The sequence below is a fragment of the Gottfriedia sp. ABJ_BB2_2 genome, from assembly GCF_055484705.1.
In genome coordinates this window covers 839,271-855,909 of record NZ_JBVFKR010000001.1, presented here as the reverse complement: position 1 = coordinate 855,909, position 16,639 = coordinate 839,271, and the positions used below count along the sequence as shown (strand labels likewise).

17 protein-coding genes are annotated in these 16,639 nt (G+C 33.9%); all 17 read left to right on the top strand.

The window, feature by feature from the left end; all coding sequences use genetic code 11:
* The first annotated feature begins 12 nt into the window (after positions 1–12).
* Positions 13–1,356, top strand: a complete 1,344-nt coding sequence (gene ffh, locus ACX6U0_RS04345; RefSeq protein WP_464958757.1) for a signal recognition particle protein — start codon at positions 13–15, stop codon at positions 1,354–1,356.
* Between the two features lie 137 nt (positions 1,357–1,493).
* Positions 1,494–1,766, top strand: coding sequence for a 30S ribosomal protein S16 (gene rpsP / locus ACX6U0_RS04340; RefSeq protein WP_025569022.1), 273 nt, complete (start codon positions 1,494–1,496; stop codon positions 1,764–1,766).
* Positions 1,767–1,779: 13 nt separating this feature from the next.
* On the top strand, positions 1,780–2,007 hold the full coding sequence (locus tag ACX6U0_RS04335) for a KH domain-containing protein (RefSeq protein WP_087998621.1): 228 nt from the start codon (positions 1,780–1,782) through the stop codon (positions 2,005–2,007).
* Between the two features lie 118 nt (positions 2,008–2,125).
* The gene (gene rimM, locus ACX6U0_RS04330; protein WP_464958756.1) at positions 2,126–2,638 is read left to right on the top strand and encodes a ribosome maturation factor RimM; all 513 of its coding nucleotides are present in this window, start codon (positions 2,126–2,128) and stop codon (positions 2,636–2,638) included.
* The gene (gene trmD, locus ACX6U0_RS04325; RefSeq protein WP_464958877.1) at positions 2,638–3,384 is read left to right on the top strand and encodes a tRNA (guanosine(37)-N1)-methyltransferase TrmD; all 747 of its coding nucleotides are present in this window, start codon (positions 2,638–2,640) and stop codon (positions 3,382–3,384) included. Before rimM ends, trmD begins: the two co-directional genes overlap by 1 nt.
* A gap of 128 nt (positions 3,385–3,512) precedes the next feature.
* On the top strand, positions 3,513–3,857 hold the full coding sequence (gene rplS / locus ACX6U0_RS04320; RefSeq protein ID WP_087998564.1) for a 50S ribosomal protein L19: 345 nt from the start codon (positions 3,513–3,515) through the stop codon (positions 3,855–3,857).
* A 148-nt stretch (positions 3,858–4,005) separates the two neighbouring features.
* Entirely contained in the window at positions 4,006–4,566 is a 561-nt protein-coding gene (gene lepB / locus ACX6U0_RS04315; protein ID WP_087998563.1) for a signal peptidase I, read from the top strand.
* 49 nt (positions 4,567–4,615) lie between these two features.
* Entirely contained in the window at positions 4,616–5,515 is a 900-nt protein-coding gene (gene ylqF, locus ACX6U0_RS04310) for a ribosome biogenesis GTPase YlqF (RefSeq protein ID WP_464958755.1), read from the top strand.
* 71 nt (positions 5,516–5,586) lie between these two features.
* On the top strand, positions 5,587–6,348 hold the full coding sequence (locus ACX6U0_RS04305; protein ID WP_464958754.1) for a ribonuclease HII: 762 nt from the start codon (positions 5,587–5,589) through the stop codon (positions 6,346–6,348).
* Between the two features lie 14 nt (positions 6,349–6,362).
* On the top strand, positions 6,363–8,255 hold the full coding sequence (locus ACX6U0_RS04300; protein WP_464958753.1) for a hypothetical protein: 1,893 nt from the start codon (positions 6,363–6,365) through the stop codon (positions 8,253–8,255).
* Positions 8,252–8,533, top strand: coding sequence for an EscU/YscU/HrcU family type III secretion system export apparatus switch protein (locus tag ACX6U0_RS04295; RefSeq protein ID WP_464958752.1), 282 nt, complete (start codon positions 8,252–8,254; stop codon positions 8,531–8,533). The genes ACX6U0_RS04300 and ACX6U0_RS04295 overlap by 4 nt, the downstream gene beginning before the upstream one ends.
* 361 nt (positions 8,534–8,894) lie before the next feature.
* Positions 8,895–10,055 (top strand): ADP-forming succinate--CoA ligase subunit beta, encoded by a 1,161-nt coding sequence (sucC, locus tag ACX6U0_RS04290; protein ID WP_087998558.1) that lies wholly within the window; start codon positions 8,895–8,897, stop codon positions 10,053–10,055.
* 28 nt (positions 10,056–10,083) lie between these two features.
* On the top strand, positions 10,084–10,998 hold the full coding sequence (gene sucD, locus ACX6U0_RS04285; RefSeq protein WP_192601414.1) for a succinate--CoA ligase subunit alpha: 915 nt from the start codon (positions 10,084–10,086) through the stop codon (positions 10,996–10,998).
* A 59-nt stretch (positions 10,999–11,057) separates the two neighbouring features.
* Complete coding sequence (gene dprA / locus ACX6U0_RS04280; RefSeq protein ID WP_464958751.1) at positions 11,058–11,942, top strand: DNA-processing protein DprA; 885 nt, start codon at positions 11,058–11,060, stop codon at positions 11,940–11,942.
* Between the two features lie 240 nt (positions 11,943–12,182).
* Entirely contained in the window at positions 12,183–14,258 is a 2,076-nt protein-coding gene (gene topA, locus ACX6U0_RS04275; protein ID WP_464958750.1) for a type I DNA topoisomerase, read from the top strand.
* A gap of 112 nt (positions 14,259–14,370) precedes the next feature.
* Positions 14,371–15,672, top strand: coding sequence for an FADH(2)-oxidizing methylenetetrahydrofolate--tRNA-(uracil(54)-C(5))-methyltransferase TrmFO (trmFO, locus tag ACX6U0_RS04270; RefSeq protein ID WP_464958749.1), 1,302 nt, complete (start codon positions 14,371–14,373; stop codon positions 15,670–15,672).
* Between the two features lie 64 nt (positions 15,673–15,736).
* Entirely contained in the window at positions 15,737–16,636 is a 900-nt protein-coding gene (gene xerC / locus ACX6U0_RS04265; protein WP_464958748.1) for a tyrosine recombinase XerC, read from the top strand.
* Positions 16,637–16,639 lie beyond the last annotated feature (3 nt).

Here is a 16,639-nt window from a genome sequence, read left to right as displayed (position 1 = left end):
GAGGACGGTTTTATGGCATTTGAAGGATTAGCCGACCGACTTCAAAAGACATTACAAAGAGTTCGAGGCAAAGGTAAAGTAACAGAAGCTGATGTCAAGGAAATGATGAGAGAAGTACGCCTAGCTTTATTAGAAGCTGACGTTAACTTTAAAGTTGTAAAAGATTTTGTGAAACGTGTTTCTGAACGTGCAGTGGGTCAAGAGGTTTTACAAAGCTTAACACCTGGTCAACATGTAGTAAAAGTAGTTCAAGAAGAACTAACAGCATTAATGGGTGGAGAACAAAGCAAAATTGCTGTTTCTAATCGTCCTCCTACTGTCATTATGATGGTTGGTTTACAAGGTGCTGGTAAAACTACTACTACAGGTAAGTTAGCTAATTTACTTCGAAAAAAGTATAATCGTAAGCCACTACTAGTTGCAGCTGATATTTACCGCCCTGCGGCAATTAAACAGCTACAAACGTTAGGGAAACAATTAGATATGCCAGTCTTCTCTTTAGGAGATCAAGTAAGCCCTGTTGAGATTGCTAAACAAGCGATTCAACATGCGAAAGATGAACATCTTGATTATGTCCTAATTGATACTGCAGGTCGTTTACATATTGACGAAGGCTTAATGGAAGAGCTTGAACAAATCAAAGAACTTTCAAAGCCGGATGAAATCTTCCTAGTTGTTGATGCAATGACTGGACAAGATGCTGTCAATGTGGCACAAAGCTTTAATGACCAACTTGGATTAACTGGTGCAGTTCTTACGAAGCTTGATGGTGACACTCGTGGTGGTGCTGCTTTATCGATTCGTGCTGTGACGAATACCCCGATTAAGTTCGTTGGTTTAGGAGAGAAACTGGATGCATTTGAACCTTTCCACCCTGAACGAATGGCTTCACGTATTCTAGGAATGGGCGATGTGTTAACTCTTATCGAGAAAGCGCAAGAAAACGTTGACCAAGAAAAAGCAAAAGAATTAGAACAAAAACTAAGAAATGCATCGTTTACATTAGATGACTTCTTAGACCAACTTTCTCAAGTTAAAAAAATGGGACCACTTGGAGACATTCTAAAAATGATGCCAGGTGCAAACAAAATTAAAGGATTGAATGATCTGCAAATTGACGATAAACAAATCGCTCATGTAGAGGCAATTATCCAATCTATGACAAAACAGGAAAAGATTCAACCTGATATCATTAATTCTAGTCGTAGAAAACGTATCGCAAAGGGTTCTGGTCGTCCTGTACAAGAAATAAACCGTTTGTTAAAACAGTTTGAAGAAATGAAAAAAATGATGAAAATGATGGGTGGCGCGCAAAAAGGGAAGAAAAAAGGCTTTAAATTTCCGGGCTTATTCTAACGAAATTTTGCATGAAATTCCAACATTTAACATTGTTTCATAAAAAATTAATACTGTTAAGAAATTTTACTTTACAAACAGTATGAGTTTTTGATAATATACTAATCGTTGTAAATATTTTCGGAGGTGCTTTAAAAATGGCAGTTAAAATTCGTTTAAAACGTATGGGAGCTAAAAAATCTCCTTTTTATCGTGTAGTAGTAGCAGATGCTCGTTCTCCTCGTGACGGACGTTTCATTGAAGAGATTGGAACTTACAATCCAGTAGCTCAACCAGCTGAAATCAAAATTAACGAAGAAGCAGCATTAAAATGGTTAGGAACAGGTGCTAAACCATCTGATACAGTTCGTAACTTATTCTCTAAAGCTGGTATCTTAGAGAAATTCCATAACGCTCGCAACGGCAAGTAATATGGAAAAAAAGATGAATACACTCATTAACGCAATTGTTTCAAGTCTTGTAGATCATCCAGAGGATATTTCACTTCAAGTAAAAGAAGATGAAAACAATCTATACTTTCATTTGCAGGTAAACCCTGAAGATGCAGGTAGAGTGATTGGCAAACATGGTAAAATTGCTAAAGCAATTCGTACTGTTGTGTATGCAGCAAGTAATGAACATGCTAAACGTATTCACTTAGATATTCAGTAATATTGACGGTCCTTGGCTATTGCTAAGGACCGTTTTCAACATTAACAAGACATATCTATTTATCGAATGGCTACAATAAGGTGTGAGGCTTGTAAATAATATTTATAGAGGTATAAAGATGAAATATTTAAATGTCGGTAAAATTGTTAATACTCATGGTGTTCGTGGAGAAGTACGTGTTATTTCAAGAACAGATTTTCCAGAGAAAAGATATAAAAAAGGCAATACATTATTTTTATTTAAACAAAATGAAGAGTCACCTATTACATTAAAAATAACAAACCACAGGGTGCACAAAAACTTTGATTTATTAACATTTGAAGGATTCGATTCTTTAAATGAAGTAGAACCTTTTAAAAATGGTATTTTAAAAATTACGGAAGATCAATTACATAGCTTAGAAAAAAATGAGTATTACTACCACGAAATTATTGGTTGTATGGTAGAAACAGTTGATGGTGAGGAAATTGGTAAAATAAAAGAGATTTTATCACCAGGAGCGAATGATGTGTGGGTAATTCAACGTAAAGGACAAAAGGACGCTTTAATTCCTTATATTGAGCAAATTGTAAAAGATGTTGATATAGAAAATAAGTTGGTTAAAATTGAATTAATGGAAGGTCTTCTATGATGAAGCTTGACTTTTTAACGTTATTCCCAGAAATGTTTGAAGGTGTTCTACATTCTTCCATTTTGAAAAAAGCTCAAGAAAAAGAAGCTGTTGAGTTTCGTTGTGTTAATTTTAGAGAGTATTCAACGAATAAGCATTCTAATGTAGATGATTACCCATACGGTGGTGGTGCAGGTATGGTACTCGCGCCACAGCCGATATTTGATGCTGTTGAAGACTTAGTCTCAAAAAGTGAAAATAAGCCTAGAGTGATCCTTCTATGCCCTCAGGGAGAGAGGTTCACTCAACGTAAGGCTGAAGAGCTTGCAAATGAGGAGCATTTAATTTTTATTTGCGGTCATTATGAAGGCTACGATGAACGAATTCGTGAACATATTGTTACAGATGAGATTTCAATTGGAGATTATGTATTAACTGGTGGGGAACTTGGAGCGATGGTCATAGCTGATAGTGTTGTTCGATTAATTCCAGGGGTGCTTGGCAATACAACATCAAAAATTGAAGATTCATTTAGTACAGGATTATTAGAGCATCCACATTATACTAGACCTGCTGATTTTAGAGGGTTAAAGGTACCTGATGTGTTATTATCTGGAAATCACGCTCATATTGAGGAATGGCGTACGAAGCAATCATTTAAACGTACGCTTGAACGAAGACCAGATTTGTTAGAAGACTATACATTAAACAAAAAAGAAGAGAAATGGATGCAGCAAATTAAAGACGAAATGAATCCTGAAAATTAGTTGCATACAATCTCGTAATATGTTAATATAACTTGTGGCTTGAGTAAATACTTAAGCCTTATTCTCGGTGTTCCGCTGTGAGTGAATAAATCTTGTAAGAGCATCGGTTGAAAAGGGGAGCATAAATTATGCAAAATTTAATTAACGAAATTACAAAAGAACAACTTAGAACTGACTTACCAGCATTCCGTCCTGGTGATACTGTACGAGTTCACGTTAAAGTTGTTGAGGGTACTCGTGAGCGTATCCAATTATTCGAAGGTGTAGTTATTAAACGTCGTGGTGGCGGAATTAGCGAAACTTTCACAGTTCGTAAAATTTCTTACGGTGTTGGTGTTGAACGTGCGTTCCCATTACACACTCCAAAAATTGCTAAATTAGACGTTGTTCGTCGCGGTAAAGTACGTCGTGCTAAACTTTACTACCTACGTGCACTTACTGGTAAAAAAGCAAGAATTAAAGAACTTCGATAGTCTTTTGAAAGGAGCTTGTATTAAACAAGCTCCTTTTTTTCTAATTAATGTAGATATGATATAATAAAACGTAAATTAGTACATACATAATAGTGAGTAATGAATTGAATATTTATATCAAGAAATTGGTATTGTTATAATTGGAGGGATTAGTTTGAAGGAAAACAACGGTGGCGGAATTTGGGAATTAATCAAAACAATCTTTATTGCACTTATACTTGCAATTGGTATTCGAACATTCCTATTTACTCCAGTTCTTGTAGACGGTATTTCAATGATGCCAACTCTGCAAGATCAAAGTAGAATGATTGTGAATAAAATCGTTTATAAATTACATGAACCTGAAAGATTTGATATTGTTGTATTTCATGCAACGAAAGAAAAAGATTATATTAAACGTGTGATTGGCTTACCGGGTGATACAGTTGAATATAAAAATGATGTTTTATATGTAAATGGTAAAGCATATAAAGAGGCGTATTTAAATGAATACAAAAAGGAAACAACAGATGGTCCGCTAACTGAAAACTTCAAATTAGAAGAAATCACTGGTAAAAAGACGGTACCAAAAGGTGAAGTGTTTGTATTAGGTGATAATAGAAGATTAAGTAAAGATAGTCGTATTATCGGAACAGTTGATCAAGATGAAATACTAGGTCGTGCTAGTTTTGTATTTTGGCCGTTTTCTGAAATTAAAATGGCAAAATAATTTGATCTAAACTTGTTCGTAATTATTTAATGTATAAGAAGGTGGCAACATGACAATTCAATGGTTTCCGGGCCATATGGCAAAAGCTAGAAGACAGGTTACTGAAAAATTATCAGTAATCGACGTAGTAATAGAATTAGCAGATGCTAGGGTACCAGCGGCTTCAAGAAATCCTATGATTGATGAAATTATTTCAAATAAACCTAGATTACTCTTGCTAAATAAAGCTGATTTAGCTGATCCAAGAACAACTCAGGCTTGGTTAGCACATTATCAAAAGCAAGGTGTCATGGCAATCGCGATTGATGCACAATCTGGACAAGGACTAAAAGCAATTATTACATCGTGTCAATTACTAACAAAAGAAAAATTCGATAAAATGCGTGCAAAGGGTATAAAGCCTAGAGCAATTCGAGCTTTAATTGTTGGAATACCAAATGTAGGGAAATCAACCTTAATAAATAAGTTAGCTCGAAAAAATATCGCAAAAACAGGTGATCGTCCAGGTGTTACTCAAGCTCAACAATGGATTAAAGTAGGTAAGGAAATTGAATTATTGGATACACCAGGAATTCTTTGGCCAAAATTCGAAGATCCATTAGTTGGACTACGATTAGCTACAACAGGTGCGATTAAAGACAGTATCATCAATTTACAAGAAGTAATGGTATATGCAATTAAGTATTTGAGAGAGTATTATCCGAATGTATTAAAAGAACGATTTGAGATGACTGATGACATATTATTTTCAGAAGATGTCGTTCCGATTTTTGATCATATTGGAAGAAAACGTGGATTACTAATGTCTGGTGGGTTTATAGATTATGATAAGACATCAGATTTATTTTTACGAGAGTTAAGAGCGGGGAAATTAGGTAGACTTTCGTTTGAACATCCAGCAATGCATCGCGAAGATGACAAAATATTAGAAGAAAGTGCGCAAGAATAAGCGTACTTTCTTCTTTTTTAATGAAATTTGATGAGTATTTAACCGATATAGTTAAAAAGGAGTAACAGGGGATGGCACAGACAATCGAGCAAATAAAAAATTTATTAAGTGACTTAACTGATGAAAAAAGTGATGTTTTTATTGAGTTAAAAAACGATCAACGTATTGGTGTTCAAAAGTTAATAGCTAAATGGTATCGTGATCAAGAAAAAATTGAAATGGCACGTGCAAAGTTTCATAAAATGATGGAATATGAAAAAAATCTTTATGGACAAAACATCACATTGGTTGCTGGAGTCGACGAAGTTGGAAGAGGTCCATTAGCTGGTCCTGTTGTTGCAGCAGCAGTAATTTTAGATAGAGAAAATGAGCTGATTGGATTAGATGATTCAAAAAAATTGTCAAAGGAAAAAAGACAATATTTCGTTGTGAGGATTAAAAGCGAAGCCATTTCATATGGAATCGGTATGGCGAGCTCTGTTGAAATTGATGAGCTAAACATATATGAAGCGACTAAACTTGCAATGAAACGCGCAATTGAACAATTACACAAAATTCCAGAGCATTTATTAATTGATGCGATGAAATTACCAATGGAAATCACTCAAACATCAATTATAAAAGGTGATGCAACAAGTATTAGTATCGCAGCAGCGTCTGTTTTAGCGAAAGAAACTAGAGATTCATTGATGGTCGAGCTTGGAAAAGAGCATCCTCATTATGGATTTGAAAAGCATATGGGGTATGGAACGAAAGAACATCTTGAAGCGATTGAACAATTTGGGATTATTCATGAGCATCGAAAATCATTTGCACCTATTAAGGGAAGGTAAAGGATTGATAAATTATGCAAAATGCAGGTATTTCAACCGTACTGGCGACAAATGCAAAATATTTTATACCTAATACTGAATTAAAAGTAGGACAAATTGTTGTCGGGAAAGTAAATGAGCTAGAAGATGATGGTACAGCAAGAATTATTATTAATGGGAAAATTATTACAGCAACAGTTGTAGAAGAAGCATTATCAAAAGGTAAGTTTTATTTTGAGGTAAAAGACTTTAAAGATGGCATAGTCGAATTAAAAATAGTTAGTGAAATGAAACAAAATGATCAAAAAAATTCTGCTCAAATTTTAAAAGAATTAGACATTCCGATTACGAAAGAATCAGAAGCAGTTATTAAATTATTTTTACAAAGTGAACGTCCGATTACAAAGGGTGAAGTGCTTGAAGCAATGAATCAATTGTTAAAATCACCTAATAAGCAGCTAGTATTAGATGCTCTTTCTTTTTTAATGAAGAAGAATTACCCGATTAATGGAGCATTATTACAAAGCTTGATAAATAGCTCAGAAACAGATTTAGCCAAGATCTTTTCGACAATAGATAGTTTGCCAAAAGAACTAACCACAATGAATGTAGGTAAACAGTTACAATCTATGATTGGTTTAATGAAAAATAATAGTATCATAACTGACTTTCAACGGGAACAATTCCAACTAGCTATGCAATTAATAACGGATACAAATGATGAGGCAAACTTAGTTAATACATGGAATAAACAATATTCTTCAAAGGAAATAAGTCAATCAAAGATATTCGGACAAGAAGTGTTTCAAAATATATTCAAGCTTGCAGAACATTCACCATCTGTTAGTAAGGCAATTTTGAATATATTAAGTGATTTACCAGAGTTTAGTTCAGTAAAAACTGAAATGACAAGGGTGCCATTAAATCTAGCAAATCAACTGTTTACGGTAGAAGAAACTAGTTTAATAGATGATCAGCAACAATCATCAAACTCATTATTGCCACTTGGTAAAACAGAAATTAATAATATAAAGAATAAAATTGAGACTTTTATGACGAATCATCTTTCAAATGACCCAATTCATACAGAAGAAAAAATAGCATTTTTAACACAAGTGTTATCTATCATCAATGAAGATGGTAAATCTAATCAAATAACAAAGTTATTTTTGCAAAACCAATTATTAAACGGAGTGAATTCACTTTCATCTGACCCTATAAATGAACTTTTTCAACTGTTAAGTAATCATCAAACACAAAATAGCGATGTAAATGCAGATCAAATTACAAAGCAAATTAGACATCACCAAGATTTAGTTGGACTGAATACTGAAAGTAAAATACGTGATTTGTCTTTATTAAATAAAGCACTGATGAATGAACAATTTCCTACGCTAAAAGAAATTGCTTTAAAAGCTTTAAACAGTAATTTACCAGAAGGAATAAAGCATCCAATAGAACAATTGATTACGAAAATTACAGCTGGTCAGTTAACAATGGTTCATCAAAATGGACCAGAGTATAACTATTCAACTGTTATACCAATCTTTTTAAATAATTGGTCAACCGACTTATCAATTCAATGGACTGGAAAAGAAAGCTCTTCACATTCTAAGGAGATTCAATCAAATCATTGTCACATTTTATTTTTCTTGGAACTTGAAACACTAAAAGAAACGATGGTAGATGTATCAATTCAAAATCGAGTCGTAAATGTCACGATTTTTAATAATAACCCATCATTAAATGCCTTAATCTCATCTACACAACAATTGATAAAAGAGAGCTTAGCTAAGCATGATTTCCAATTATCGATGATCAAATGTATTCCTTTTAATGATGAACGCGAACAAAAAATGAAAGAATTAAAATTTAATAATAGTTTACTTTCAAGTCGTGAGTATACAGGGGTCGATTTACGAATATGAAAAATAATCATGAAAAGAGAAAAGAAGCAATTGCCTTAAAATACAATACAGAACTTGATTCTGCACCTAAAGTAGTTGCTAAAGGCAAAGGAGTAATTGCAGACGAAATACTCTCAAAAGCAAAAGAGTTTGGTGTTCCGATCCAAGAAGATCCCTCATTAGTTGAGGTACTAAGCCAATTAGAAATCAATCAAACAATTCCAGAAGATTTATATAGTGTTGTAGCAGAACTATTTGCTTTTATCTATCGAGCAGATCAGCAATTAAAAAATAAATAGGAATTTTTGACTTGAAAGAAATGTTCAATATTGTTGGCTTATTAAAGTAGAGAAGGCGCTTCGAGATGAATCAGGTGGAAATTGTCCCTTTTTGTCTAATCTCAACCAATGTCAAACAGAGTCATGCAATTTCTATTTGAATCAACTTTATCGTTTTCAAAAACAACTAGCTTTTAAAAAAGAACATATAATAATATTGTAATATGATAAAACTCTTTCATGAAATCTAGATGAAAGGGTTTTCTTTATAAAAATGCATAATATTATTTTGTTTTCTACTAAAGTATTTACAGTATATTCTGTAAGAGATACAATAGGAATGTGTTTTAATTTGTCTTGTTCTAAAAGGGGAGGATGGATCATGAATATCCATGAGTATCAAGGGAAAGAAATCCTACGAAGCTATGGCGTAAAAGTACCAAATGGTAAAGTTGCTTTCACAGTTGAAGAAGCAGTAGAAGCAGCAAAAGAATTAGGTACAGCTGTATGTGTTGTTAAAGCTCAAATTCACGCTGGTGGCCGCGGTAAAGCGGGTGGCGTAAAAGTAGCAAAAAATTTAGATGAAGTAAATACATATGCTAGTGAAATTCTAGGCAAAGTATTAGTTACTCATCAAACAGGACCAGAAGGTAAGGAAGTAAAGCGCTTACTTATTGAAGAAGGCTGCGATATTAAAAAAGAATATTATGTAGGTTTAGTTTTAGACCGCGCTACTTCACAAGTTGTATTAATGGCTTCTGAAGAAGGTGGAACTGAAATTGAAGAAGTAGCTGAAAAAACACCTGAAAAAATCTTTAAAGAGTATATTGATCCAGCAGTAGGTCTACAAGGCTTCCAAGCTCGTCGTATTGCGTTCAATATCAATATCCCAAGTAATCTTGTAAACAAAGCTGTTAAGTTCATGATGGGCTTATATAAAGCGTTTGTTGAAAAAGATTGCTCAATCGCTGAAATTAATCCATTAGTCGTTACAGGTGATGGAGAAGTAATGGCATTAGATGCAAAGTTAAACTTTGATTCAAATGCTTTATATCGTCATGCAGATATCTTAGCTTATCGCGACCTTGAAGAAGAAGATCCAAAAGAGATCGAAGCTTCTAAATTCGATTTAAACTATATTTCTTTATATGGAAATATCGGATGTATGGTAAATGGTGCTGGACTTGCTATGGCAACGATGGATATCATTAAACATTACGGTGGAGATCCGGCTAACTTCCTTGATGTGGGGGGCGGTGCAACTGCTGAGAAAGTAACTGAAGCATTTAAAATCATCCTTTCTGATCAAAATGTTAAGGGTATTTTCGTTAACATTTTCGGTGGCATCATGAAGTGTGACGTTATTGCAGAAGGTGTTGTAGAAGCTACTAAACAAGTTGGCCTTCACTTACCATTAGTTGTTCGTTTAGAAGGAACAAATGTTGAATTAGGTAAGAAGATTCTTAATGAGTCTGGCTTAAACATTGTTGCAGCTGATTCAATGGCTGACGGCGCTGAAAAAATCGTTGCACTTGTAGGTTAAGCTAAAGGGTAAGAAAGGGAGGATAAAAATGAGCGTATTTATTAATAAAGATACTAAAGTCATTGTACAAGGTATTACTGGTTCACAAGGCTTATTCCATACAACTCAAATGTTAGAGTATGGTACTAAAATTGTTGGCGGTGTAACTCCTGGTAAAGGTGGAACTGATATCGCAGGCGTACCTGTATTTAATACAGTTAAAGATGCAGTAGATGCAACTGGTGCGACTGCATCAGTAATCTACGTACCACCAGCATTCGCAGCAGATGCAATCATGGAAGCTGTAGATGCAGAATTAGATATCGCTATTTGTATTACTGAAGGTATTCCAGTACTTGATATGGTAAATGTTAAAAAGTACATGGAAGGCAAAAAGACTAGATTAGTTGGACCTAACTGCCCAGGTGTTATTACGCCTGATGAGTGTAAAATTGGTATCATGCCAGGATATATTCATAAAAAAGGTCACGTTGGAATCGTATCACGTTCTGGTACGTTAACTTATGAAGCGGTTCATCAATTAACTCAAGCTGGTATTGGTCAATCAACAGCTGTAGGTATTGGTGGAGACCCTGTAAATGGTACAAACTTCATCGATGTTTTAAAAGCATTTAATGAAGATCCAGAAACATACGCTGTTATTATGATTGGTGAAATCGGTGGAACGGCTGAAGAAGAGGCTGCTGAGTGGGTTCAAGCTAATATGACAAAACCAGTAGTTGGATTCATCGGTGGTCAAACTGCACCAGAAGGAAAGCGTATGGGACATGCTGGCGCTATCATTGCAGGTGGTAAAGGTACTGCGAAAGAAAAAATGGCTACAATGGAAAGCTGTGGCATTAAAGTAGCAGTCACACCAGCTGTAATGGGTGAAACGTTAATCGGTGTATTAAAAGAGCGTGGCTTATATGAACAATGTAAGACACACGAAGCTTTAGTATAAGATATAACATGAAGTAGCCTCCATATGGGGGCTACTTTCATATCATGAAAGGAGAAGTAATGAGTAAAGAAAATAGATTAATTCACTTACATACTTTTTTATTTGAAGACTACCATGCAATGCAAAGAATCCTTCAATTTGATCCACAATTAAAAAACCTCTATCAATATTCCCCTTCATATTTAAGTTCTACATTTCGGATGTCAAAAAGAACATCCGAAAATCTATATCAACAACTTCATTCAACTTCAATTTATGACATTCTTGAAAAAAATTCTAAAAAAAATATTAAAATGATTACAATTTATAGTGATTTATATCCTATCTATTTAAGGGAAATACATGATCCTCCATTTGTTCTATATTGTATGGGGAATCATAATCTATTAAAAACAAAAAAACTGATTAGTATGATTGGCTCAAGAAAACCTTCCAGTTTAGCAAAAATCAATTGCGATTCAATGATAAATGAGCTGATTGGTGATCGATGGGTTATTGTAAGTGGTTTGGCACTTGGTTGTGATGCAATTGCCCATCGTTCTACAATTCTTCATCAAGGAAAGACTATTGCCGTAATCGGAAGTGGGTTAGATTTTACGTATCCAAAGGAAAATCTGACTTTATATCAAGAAATTGCAGAAAATCATTTAGTGATTAGCGAATATCCTAATTATATAAAACCCGAAAAACGATATTTCCCAAGGAGAAATAGAATCATAGCAGGATTATCAAAAGGATTAATCATATTAGAAGCAAATGAAAGAAGTGGAACAATGATTACAGCAAATTTTGCATTAGATTATGGTAGAGAGGTATTCGCAGTACCAGGTCCGATTATAATGGAAGAATATAAAGGTAACCATCGATTAATACAGGAAGGTGCGAAGTTAATTACTTCATCAAAAGATATATTAGAAGAATTTATAGAATTTACAAAAAAATAAAATAATAAGTTTAGATTATAAAAAATTGACAATACTATTGCGACTTATGTTATTTTATAACTAAAATTAATTTGACTAATGTATAGATAAAACTATACAATTTGAAATTGTATGAAGGAAAATCAAAAAACAAATTGAACTCTTCTTATAATGAAAGTCTTTAAATACATATTAAAGATAAAAGATAGAAACAGGAATACAGAGAGTTTTGAATACCATAACTCTCAGGAGGCTTAAAAAATGGCAGAAAACTTAGTTATAGTGGAGTCCCCTTCAAAGGCTAAAACCATTGAAAAATATTTAGGTAAGAAATTTAAAGTAATCGCATCAATGGGACATGTAAGAGACTTACCAAAAAGTCAAATGGGGATTGAAATAGAAAACGATTACAACCCAAAGTATATTACAATACGTGGTAAAGGTCCTGTTTTAAAGGATTTAAGATCAGCGGCGAAAAAAGCGAAAAAAATCTATCTTGCAGCCGATCCAGACCGCGAAGGAGAAGCAATTGCTTGGCATATTGCGAATACATTAAATATCGATATAGCTTCAGACTGTAGAGTTGTTTTTAATGAGATTACAAAAGAAGCTATTAAAGAATCTTTCAAAAAACCTAGACCTATCAATATGAATTTAGTAGATGCTCAACAAGCAAGACGCGTTCTTGATCGCTTAGTAGGCTACAATATTAGTCCATTACTATGGAAAAAAGTAAAAAAAGGATTAAGTGCTGGTCGCGTTCAATCAGTTGCTTTAAGACTAATCATAGAGCGTGAAAAAGAAATCACTGTTTTCCAACCAGAAGAATATTGGTCAATTAAAAGTAAAGCAATTTCAAAGAAAAATACATTTGATACATTTTTCTATGGGATTAACGGAAAGAAGCTTGAGTTAAACTCTGAAAATGATGTAAATAACGTATTATCACAAATAGATGGAAATGATTTTACAGTTCAAAGTGTGACAAAAAAAGAACGTAAAAGAAACCCAGCAACTGCTTTTACGACATCATTACTTCAACAAGAGGCTGCTCGAAAATTAAATATGAGAGCAAAAAAGACAATGATGATTGCCCAACAGTTATATGAAGGTATTTCATTAGGTAGTGGCGGTCAAGTCGGTTTAATTACATATATGAGAACAGATTCTACTAGAATCTCAGATGTAGCTGCTGAAGAAGCAAAGTCTTATATTAAAGATACATATGGTGCAGACTACATTGCGACGAATAAAAAAAGTGAAAAAAAATCTGATAAAGTACAAGATGCGCACGAAGCAATTCGACCAACTTCAACTTTACGTACACCAGATACGATTAAAGCACATGTTAGCCGTGATCAATATCGACTTTATAAATTAATTTGGGAACGATTCATTGCAAGTCAAATGGCATCTGCTATATTAGACACTGTTAAAGTAGACTTATTAAATAATGAGGTTCAATTTAGAGCAAATGGTTCTGTCGTTAAGTTTCCAGGATTTATGAAGGTGTATATTGAAAGTAATGATGACGGTACAGAAGAGAAGGATCGAATTTTACCTCCTTTAAAAGAAGGTGAGACTGTTCAACTTGAAGAGATTATACCTGAGCAGCATTTTACACAGCCACCACCAAGATACACTGAGGCTAGATTAGTTAAAACTTTAGAAGAATTGGGTATTGGAAGACCATCAACATATGTACCTACGCTAGAAACAATTCAGAAGCGTGGTTATGTTTCATTAGACAATAAACGATTTGTACCAACAGAGCTTGGGCAAATAGTTTTTGATCTTGTATTAGAATTCTTCCCGGAAGTTATCAATATCGAGTTCACTGTACAAATGGAAGGTGACCTAGATAAAATTGAAGACGGTAATATAAACTGGATTCAAATTATCGATAATTTTTATAAAGGCTTCGAAAAGCATTTAGTGATCGCTGAAAAAGAAATGCAAAAGGTCGAAATTAAAGATGAGCCGGCCGGAGAAGATTGTGAATTGTGTGGAAGCCCAATGGTATTTAAAATGGGACGATATGGAAAATTCATGGCATGTTCAAACTTCCCAGACTGTAGAAACACAAAAGCAATAGTGAAGGAAATAGATGTAAACTGTCCTAATTGTAAAGATGGTAGAATCATTGAACGTAAATCAAAGAAAAACCGTATTTTCTATGGATGTAATAATTATCCAGAATGTGAGTTCTTATCATGGGATAAACCGATTGCAAGACCTTGTCCAAAATGTGAAAACTTATTAGTAGAAAAGAAAATGAAAAAAGGTATACAAGTTCAATGTGTATCATGCGACTACAAAGAGGACCAACAAGTGTGAGCAATTTTTTTGCTCACTTTTCCTTTTCATTTCACTTTTTAAAGTAAGCTCTATTAAGAAACAAACAATAAAATATATACGTATATAGGATACAACGTAGAAGGAGTTATCAATGGAACAATTTATTAACGTAATAGGTGCAGGATTAGCAGGAAGTGAAGCTGCCTATCAAATTGCAAAAAGAGGTATTAAAGTTCATCTTTATGAAATGAGACCGGTACGACAAACACCTGCGCATCATACTGATAAGTTTGCTGAGTTAGTTTGTAGTAACTCACTTAGAGCAAATACATTAACGAATGCTGTAGGTGTCTTAAAAGAAGAAATGAGAAGACTAGATTCAGTGATTATCCGTTCTGCTGATGAGTGTGCTGTACCTGCTGGAGGAGCACTTGCCGTAGATCGTCATGAATTTGCAAGTAAAGTAACTGAATACGTGAAAAATCATCCAAATGTTATTGTGCATAATGAAGAGATGACAGAAATTCCAGAAGGACCAACAATCATTGCGACAGGACCATTAACTTCACCTGAACTTTCACAAAAGCTTAAAGATTTAACTGGCGAAGATTATTTTTACTTTTATGATGCTGCAGCACCTATTATTGAAAAAGAAACGATAGATTTAAATAAGGTTTATTTAAAATCAAGATATGATAAAGGTGAAGCTGCTTATTTAAATTGTCCAATGACAGAAGAAGAATTTGATCGTTTTTACGAAGCGTTAACGACTGCAGAAACAGTGCCATTAAAAGAATTTGAAAAAGAGATTTTCTTTGAAGGATGTATGCCAGTAGAAGTTATGGCAAATAGAGGGAAACAGACATTATTATTTGGTCCAATGAAGCCAGTGGGATTAGAAGATCCAAAGACAGGTAAAATCCCTTATGCAGTTGTTCAATTACGTCAAGACGACAGTGCAGGTACTTTATATAATATAGTAGGTTTTCAAACACATTTAAAATGGGGACCACAAAAAGAAGTCATTCAATTGATCCCTGGACTTGAAAATGCAGAAATCGTACGTTACGGCGTAATGCACCGTAATACATTTATCAATTCTCCAAAGCTATTAGAGGCTACTTATCGATTTAAGGGAAGAAACGATTTATTCTTTGCTGGCCAAATGACTGGGGTTGAAGGATATGTTGAGTCTGCAGCGTCAGGCTTAGTAGCAGGTATAAATGCTGCTAGGTTAGTTTTAGGTAAGGAATTAGTACAATTCCCAGCGGAAACTGCTATTGGAAGTATGGCAAACTATATTACGACAACAAGCGCAAAACATTTCCAACCTATGAACGCTAATTTCGGACTTTTCCCAAGACTTGAAGAAAAAATTAAGAGAAAACAAGAACGATATGAAGCATATGCAAATAGAGCATTAGAATCAATTATGAATTTTGTAGAATGTTGAGAAAATAAATTGCAAATAGCTACTATCTATGTTAGTATGTAGTGGCTTGTGAGGAGAAATTACCTTGAATATTAAAATATTGTGTCAATTATTCATTCAGTATTTACAATTAGAGAAAAACTCTTCACAATACACATTAAATAGTTATCAAAAAATAATTGAACAATTTCTAGTTTTTATGGAGCAACAATCCATTTCTTCATTTTCTTCAGTTACATATTTTGATGTTCGTCTTTATTTAACGACCTTACATGATAAACAGTTATCAAGACGTACAGTTTCTAAGCATATTTCTTGTTTAAGAAGTTTCTATCGTTTTCTAATGCGTGAAAACGAAGCGAAAGAAAACCCATTTATTTTAGCATCGCTTCCTAAAAAAGAAACTATGATCCCTAGATTTTTATATAAAGAAGAACTTGAAAAACTATTTACGATTAGCAATCTAGAACATGAGCTTGGTCAACGAAATCAAGCTCTATTAGAATTGCTTTATGCAACTGGAATCCGAGTAAGCGAATGCTGTAGTTTGAAATTAAGAGACATAGATTTTCATATTGGGACAATTTTAGTTACAGGAAAAGGAAATAAGCAACGATATGTTCCATTTGGTAGTTTTGCAGAAAAAGCTCTTCATACATATATAGATGATGGCAGAAATAAACTGATAGTAGCTAATCAGCAAAATAATGATGATCTTTTTTTGAATCATCGTGGAAAAAATCTTACACCAAGAGGGGTAAGAGTAATTCTAGAGAAGATGATCAAAGAAACTTCGTTAACAAACAAGATTCACCCACATATGTTAAGACATACTTTTGCGACACATATGTTAGATAGTGGAGCTGATATTCGTAGTGTTCAAGAACTGTTAGGACATGAGAATTTATCCTCTACACAAATCTACACACATGTAACGAAGGAAAGATTACAAAAAGTATACAATCTACATCATCCTAGAGCTTAATAC

Bases quoted from the DNA above. Each gene is read 5' to 3' on its own strand.
- ffh (WP_464958757.1), top strand. From the start codon at position 13: ATGGCATTTGAAGGATTAGCCGACCGACTTCAAAAGACATTACAAAGA.
- rpsP (WP_025569022.1), top strand. From the start codon at position 1,494: ATGGCAGTTAAAATTCGTTTAAAACGTATGGGAGCTAAAAAATCTCCT.
- ACX6U0_RS04335 (WP_087998621.1), top strand. From the start codon at position 1,780: ATGAATACACTCATTAACGCAATTGTTTCAAGTCTTGTAGATCATCCA.
- rimM (WP_464958756.1), top strand. From the start codon at position 2,126: ATGAAATATTTAAATGTCGGTAAAATTGTTAATACTCATGGTGTTCGT.
- trmD (WP_464958877.1), top strand. From the start codon at position 2,638: ATGAAGCTTGACTTTTTAACGTTATTCCCAGAAATGTTTGAAGGTGTT.
- rplS (WP_087998564.1), top strand. From the start codon at position 3,513: ATGCAAAATTTAATTAACGAAATTACAAAAGAACAACTTAGAACTGAC.
- ylqF (WP_464958755.1), top strand. From the start codon at position 4,616: ATGACAATTCAATGGTTTCCGGGCCATATGGCAAAAGCTAGAAGACAG.
- ACX6U0_RS04305 (WP_464958754.1), top strand. From the start codon at position 5,587: ATGGCACAGACAATCGAGCAAATAAAAAATTTATTAAGTGACTTAACT.
- ACX6U0_RS04300 (WP_464958753.1), top strand. From the start codon at position 6,363: ATGCAAAATGCAGGTATTTCAACCGTACTGGCGACAAATGCAAAATAT.
- ACX6U0_RS04295 (WP_464958752.1), top strand. From the start codon at position 8,252: ATGAAAAATAATCATGAAAAGAGAAAAGAAGCAATTGCCTTAAAATAC.
- sucC (WP_087998558.1), top strand. From the start codon at position 8,895: ATGAATATCCATGAGTATCAAGGGAAAGAAATCCTACGAAGCTATGGC.
- sucD (WP_192601414.1), top strand. From the start codon at position 10,084: ATGAGCGTATTTATTAATAAAGATACTAAAGTCATTGTACAAGGTATT.
- dprA (WP_464958751.1), top strand. From the start codon at position 11,058: ATGAGTAAAGAAAATAGATTAATTCACTTACATACTTTTTTATTTGAA.
- topA (WP_464958750.1), top strand. From the start codon at position 12,183: ATGGCAGAAAACTTAGTTATAGTGGAGTCCCCTTCAAAGGCTAAAACC.
- trmFO (WP_464958749.1), top strand. From the start codon at position 14,371: ATGGAACAATTTATTAACGTAATAGGTGCAGGATTAGCAGGAAGTGAA.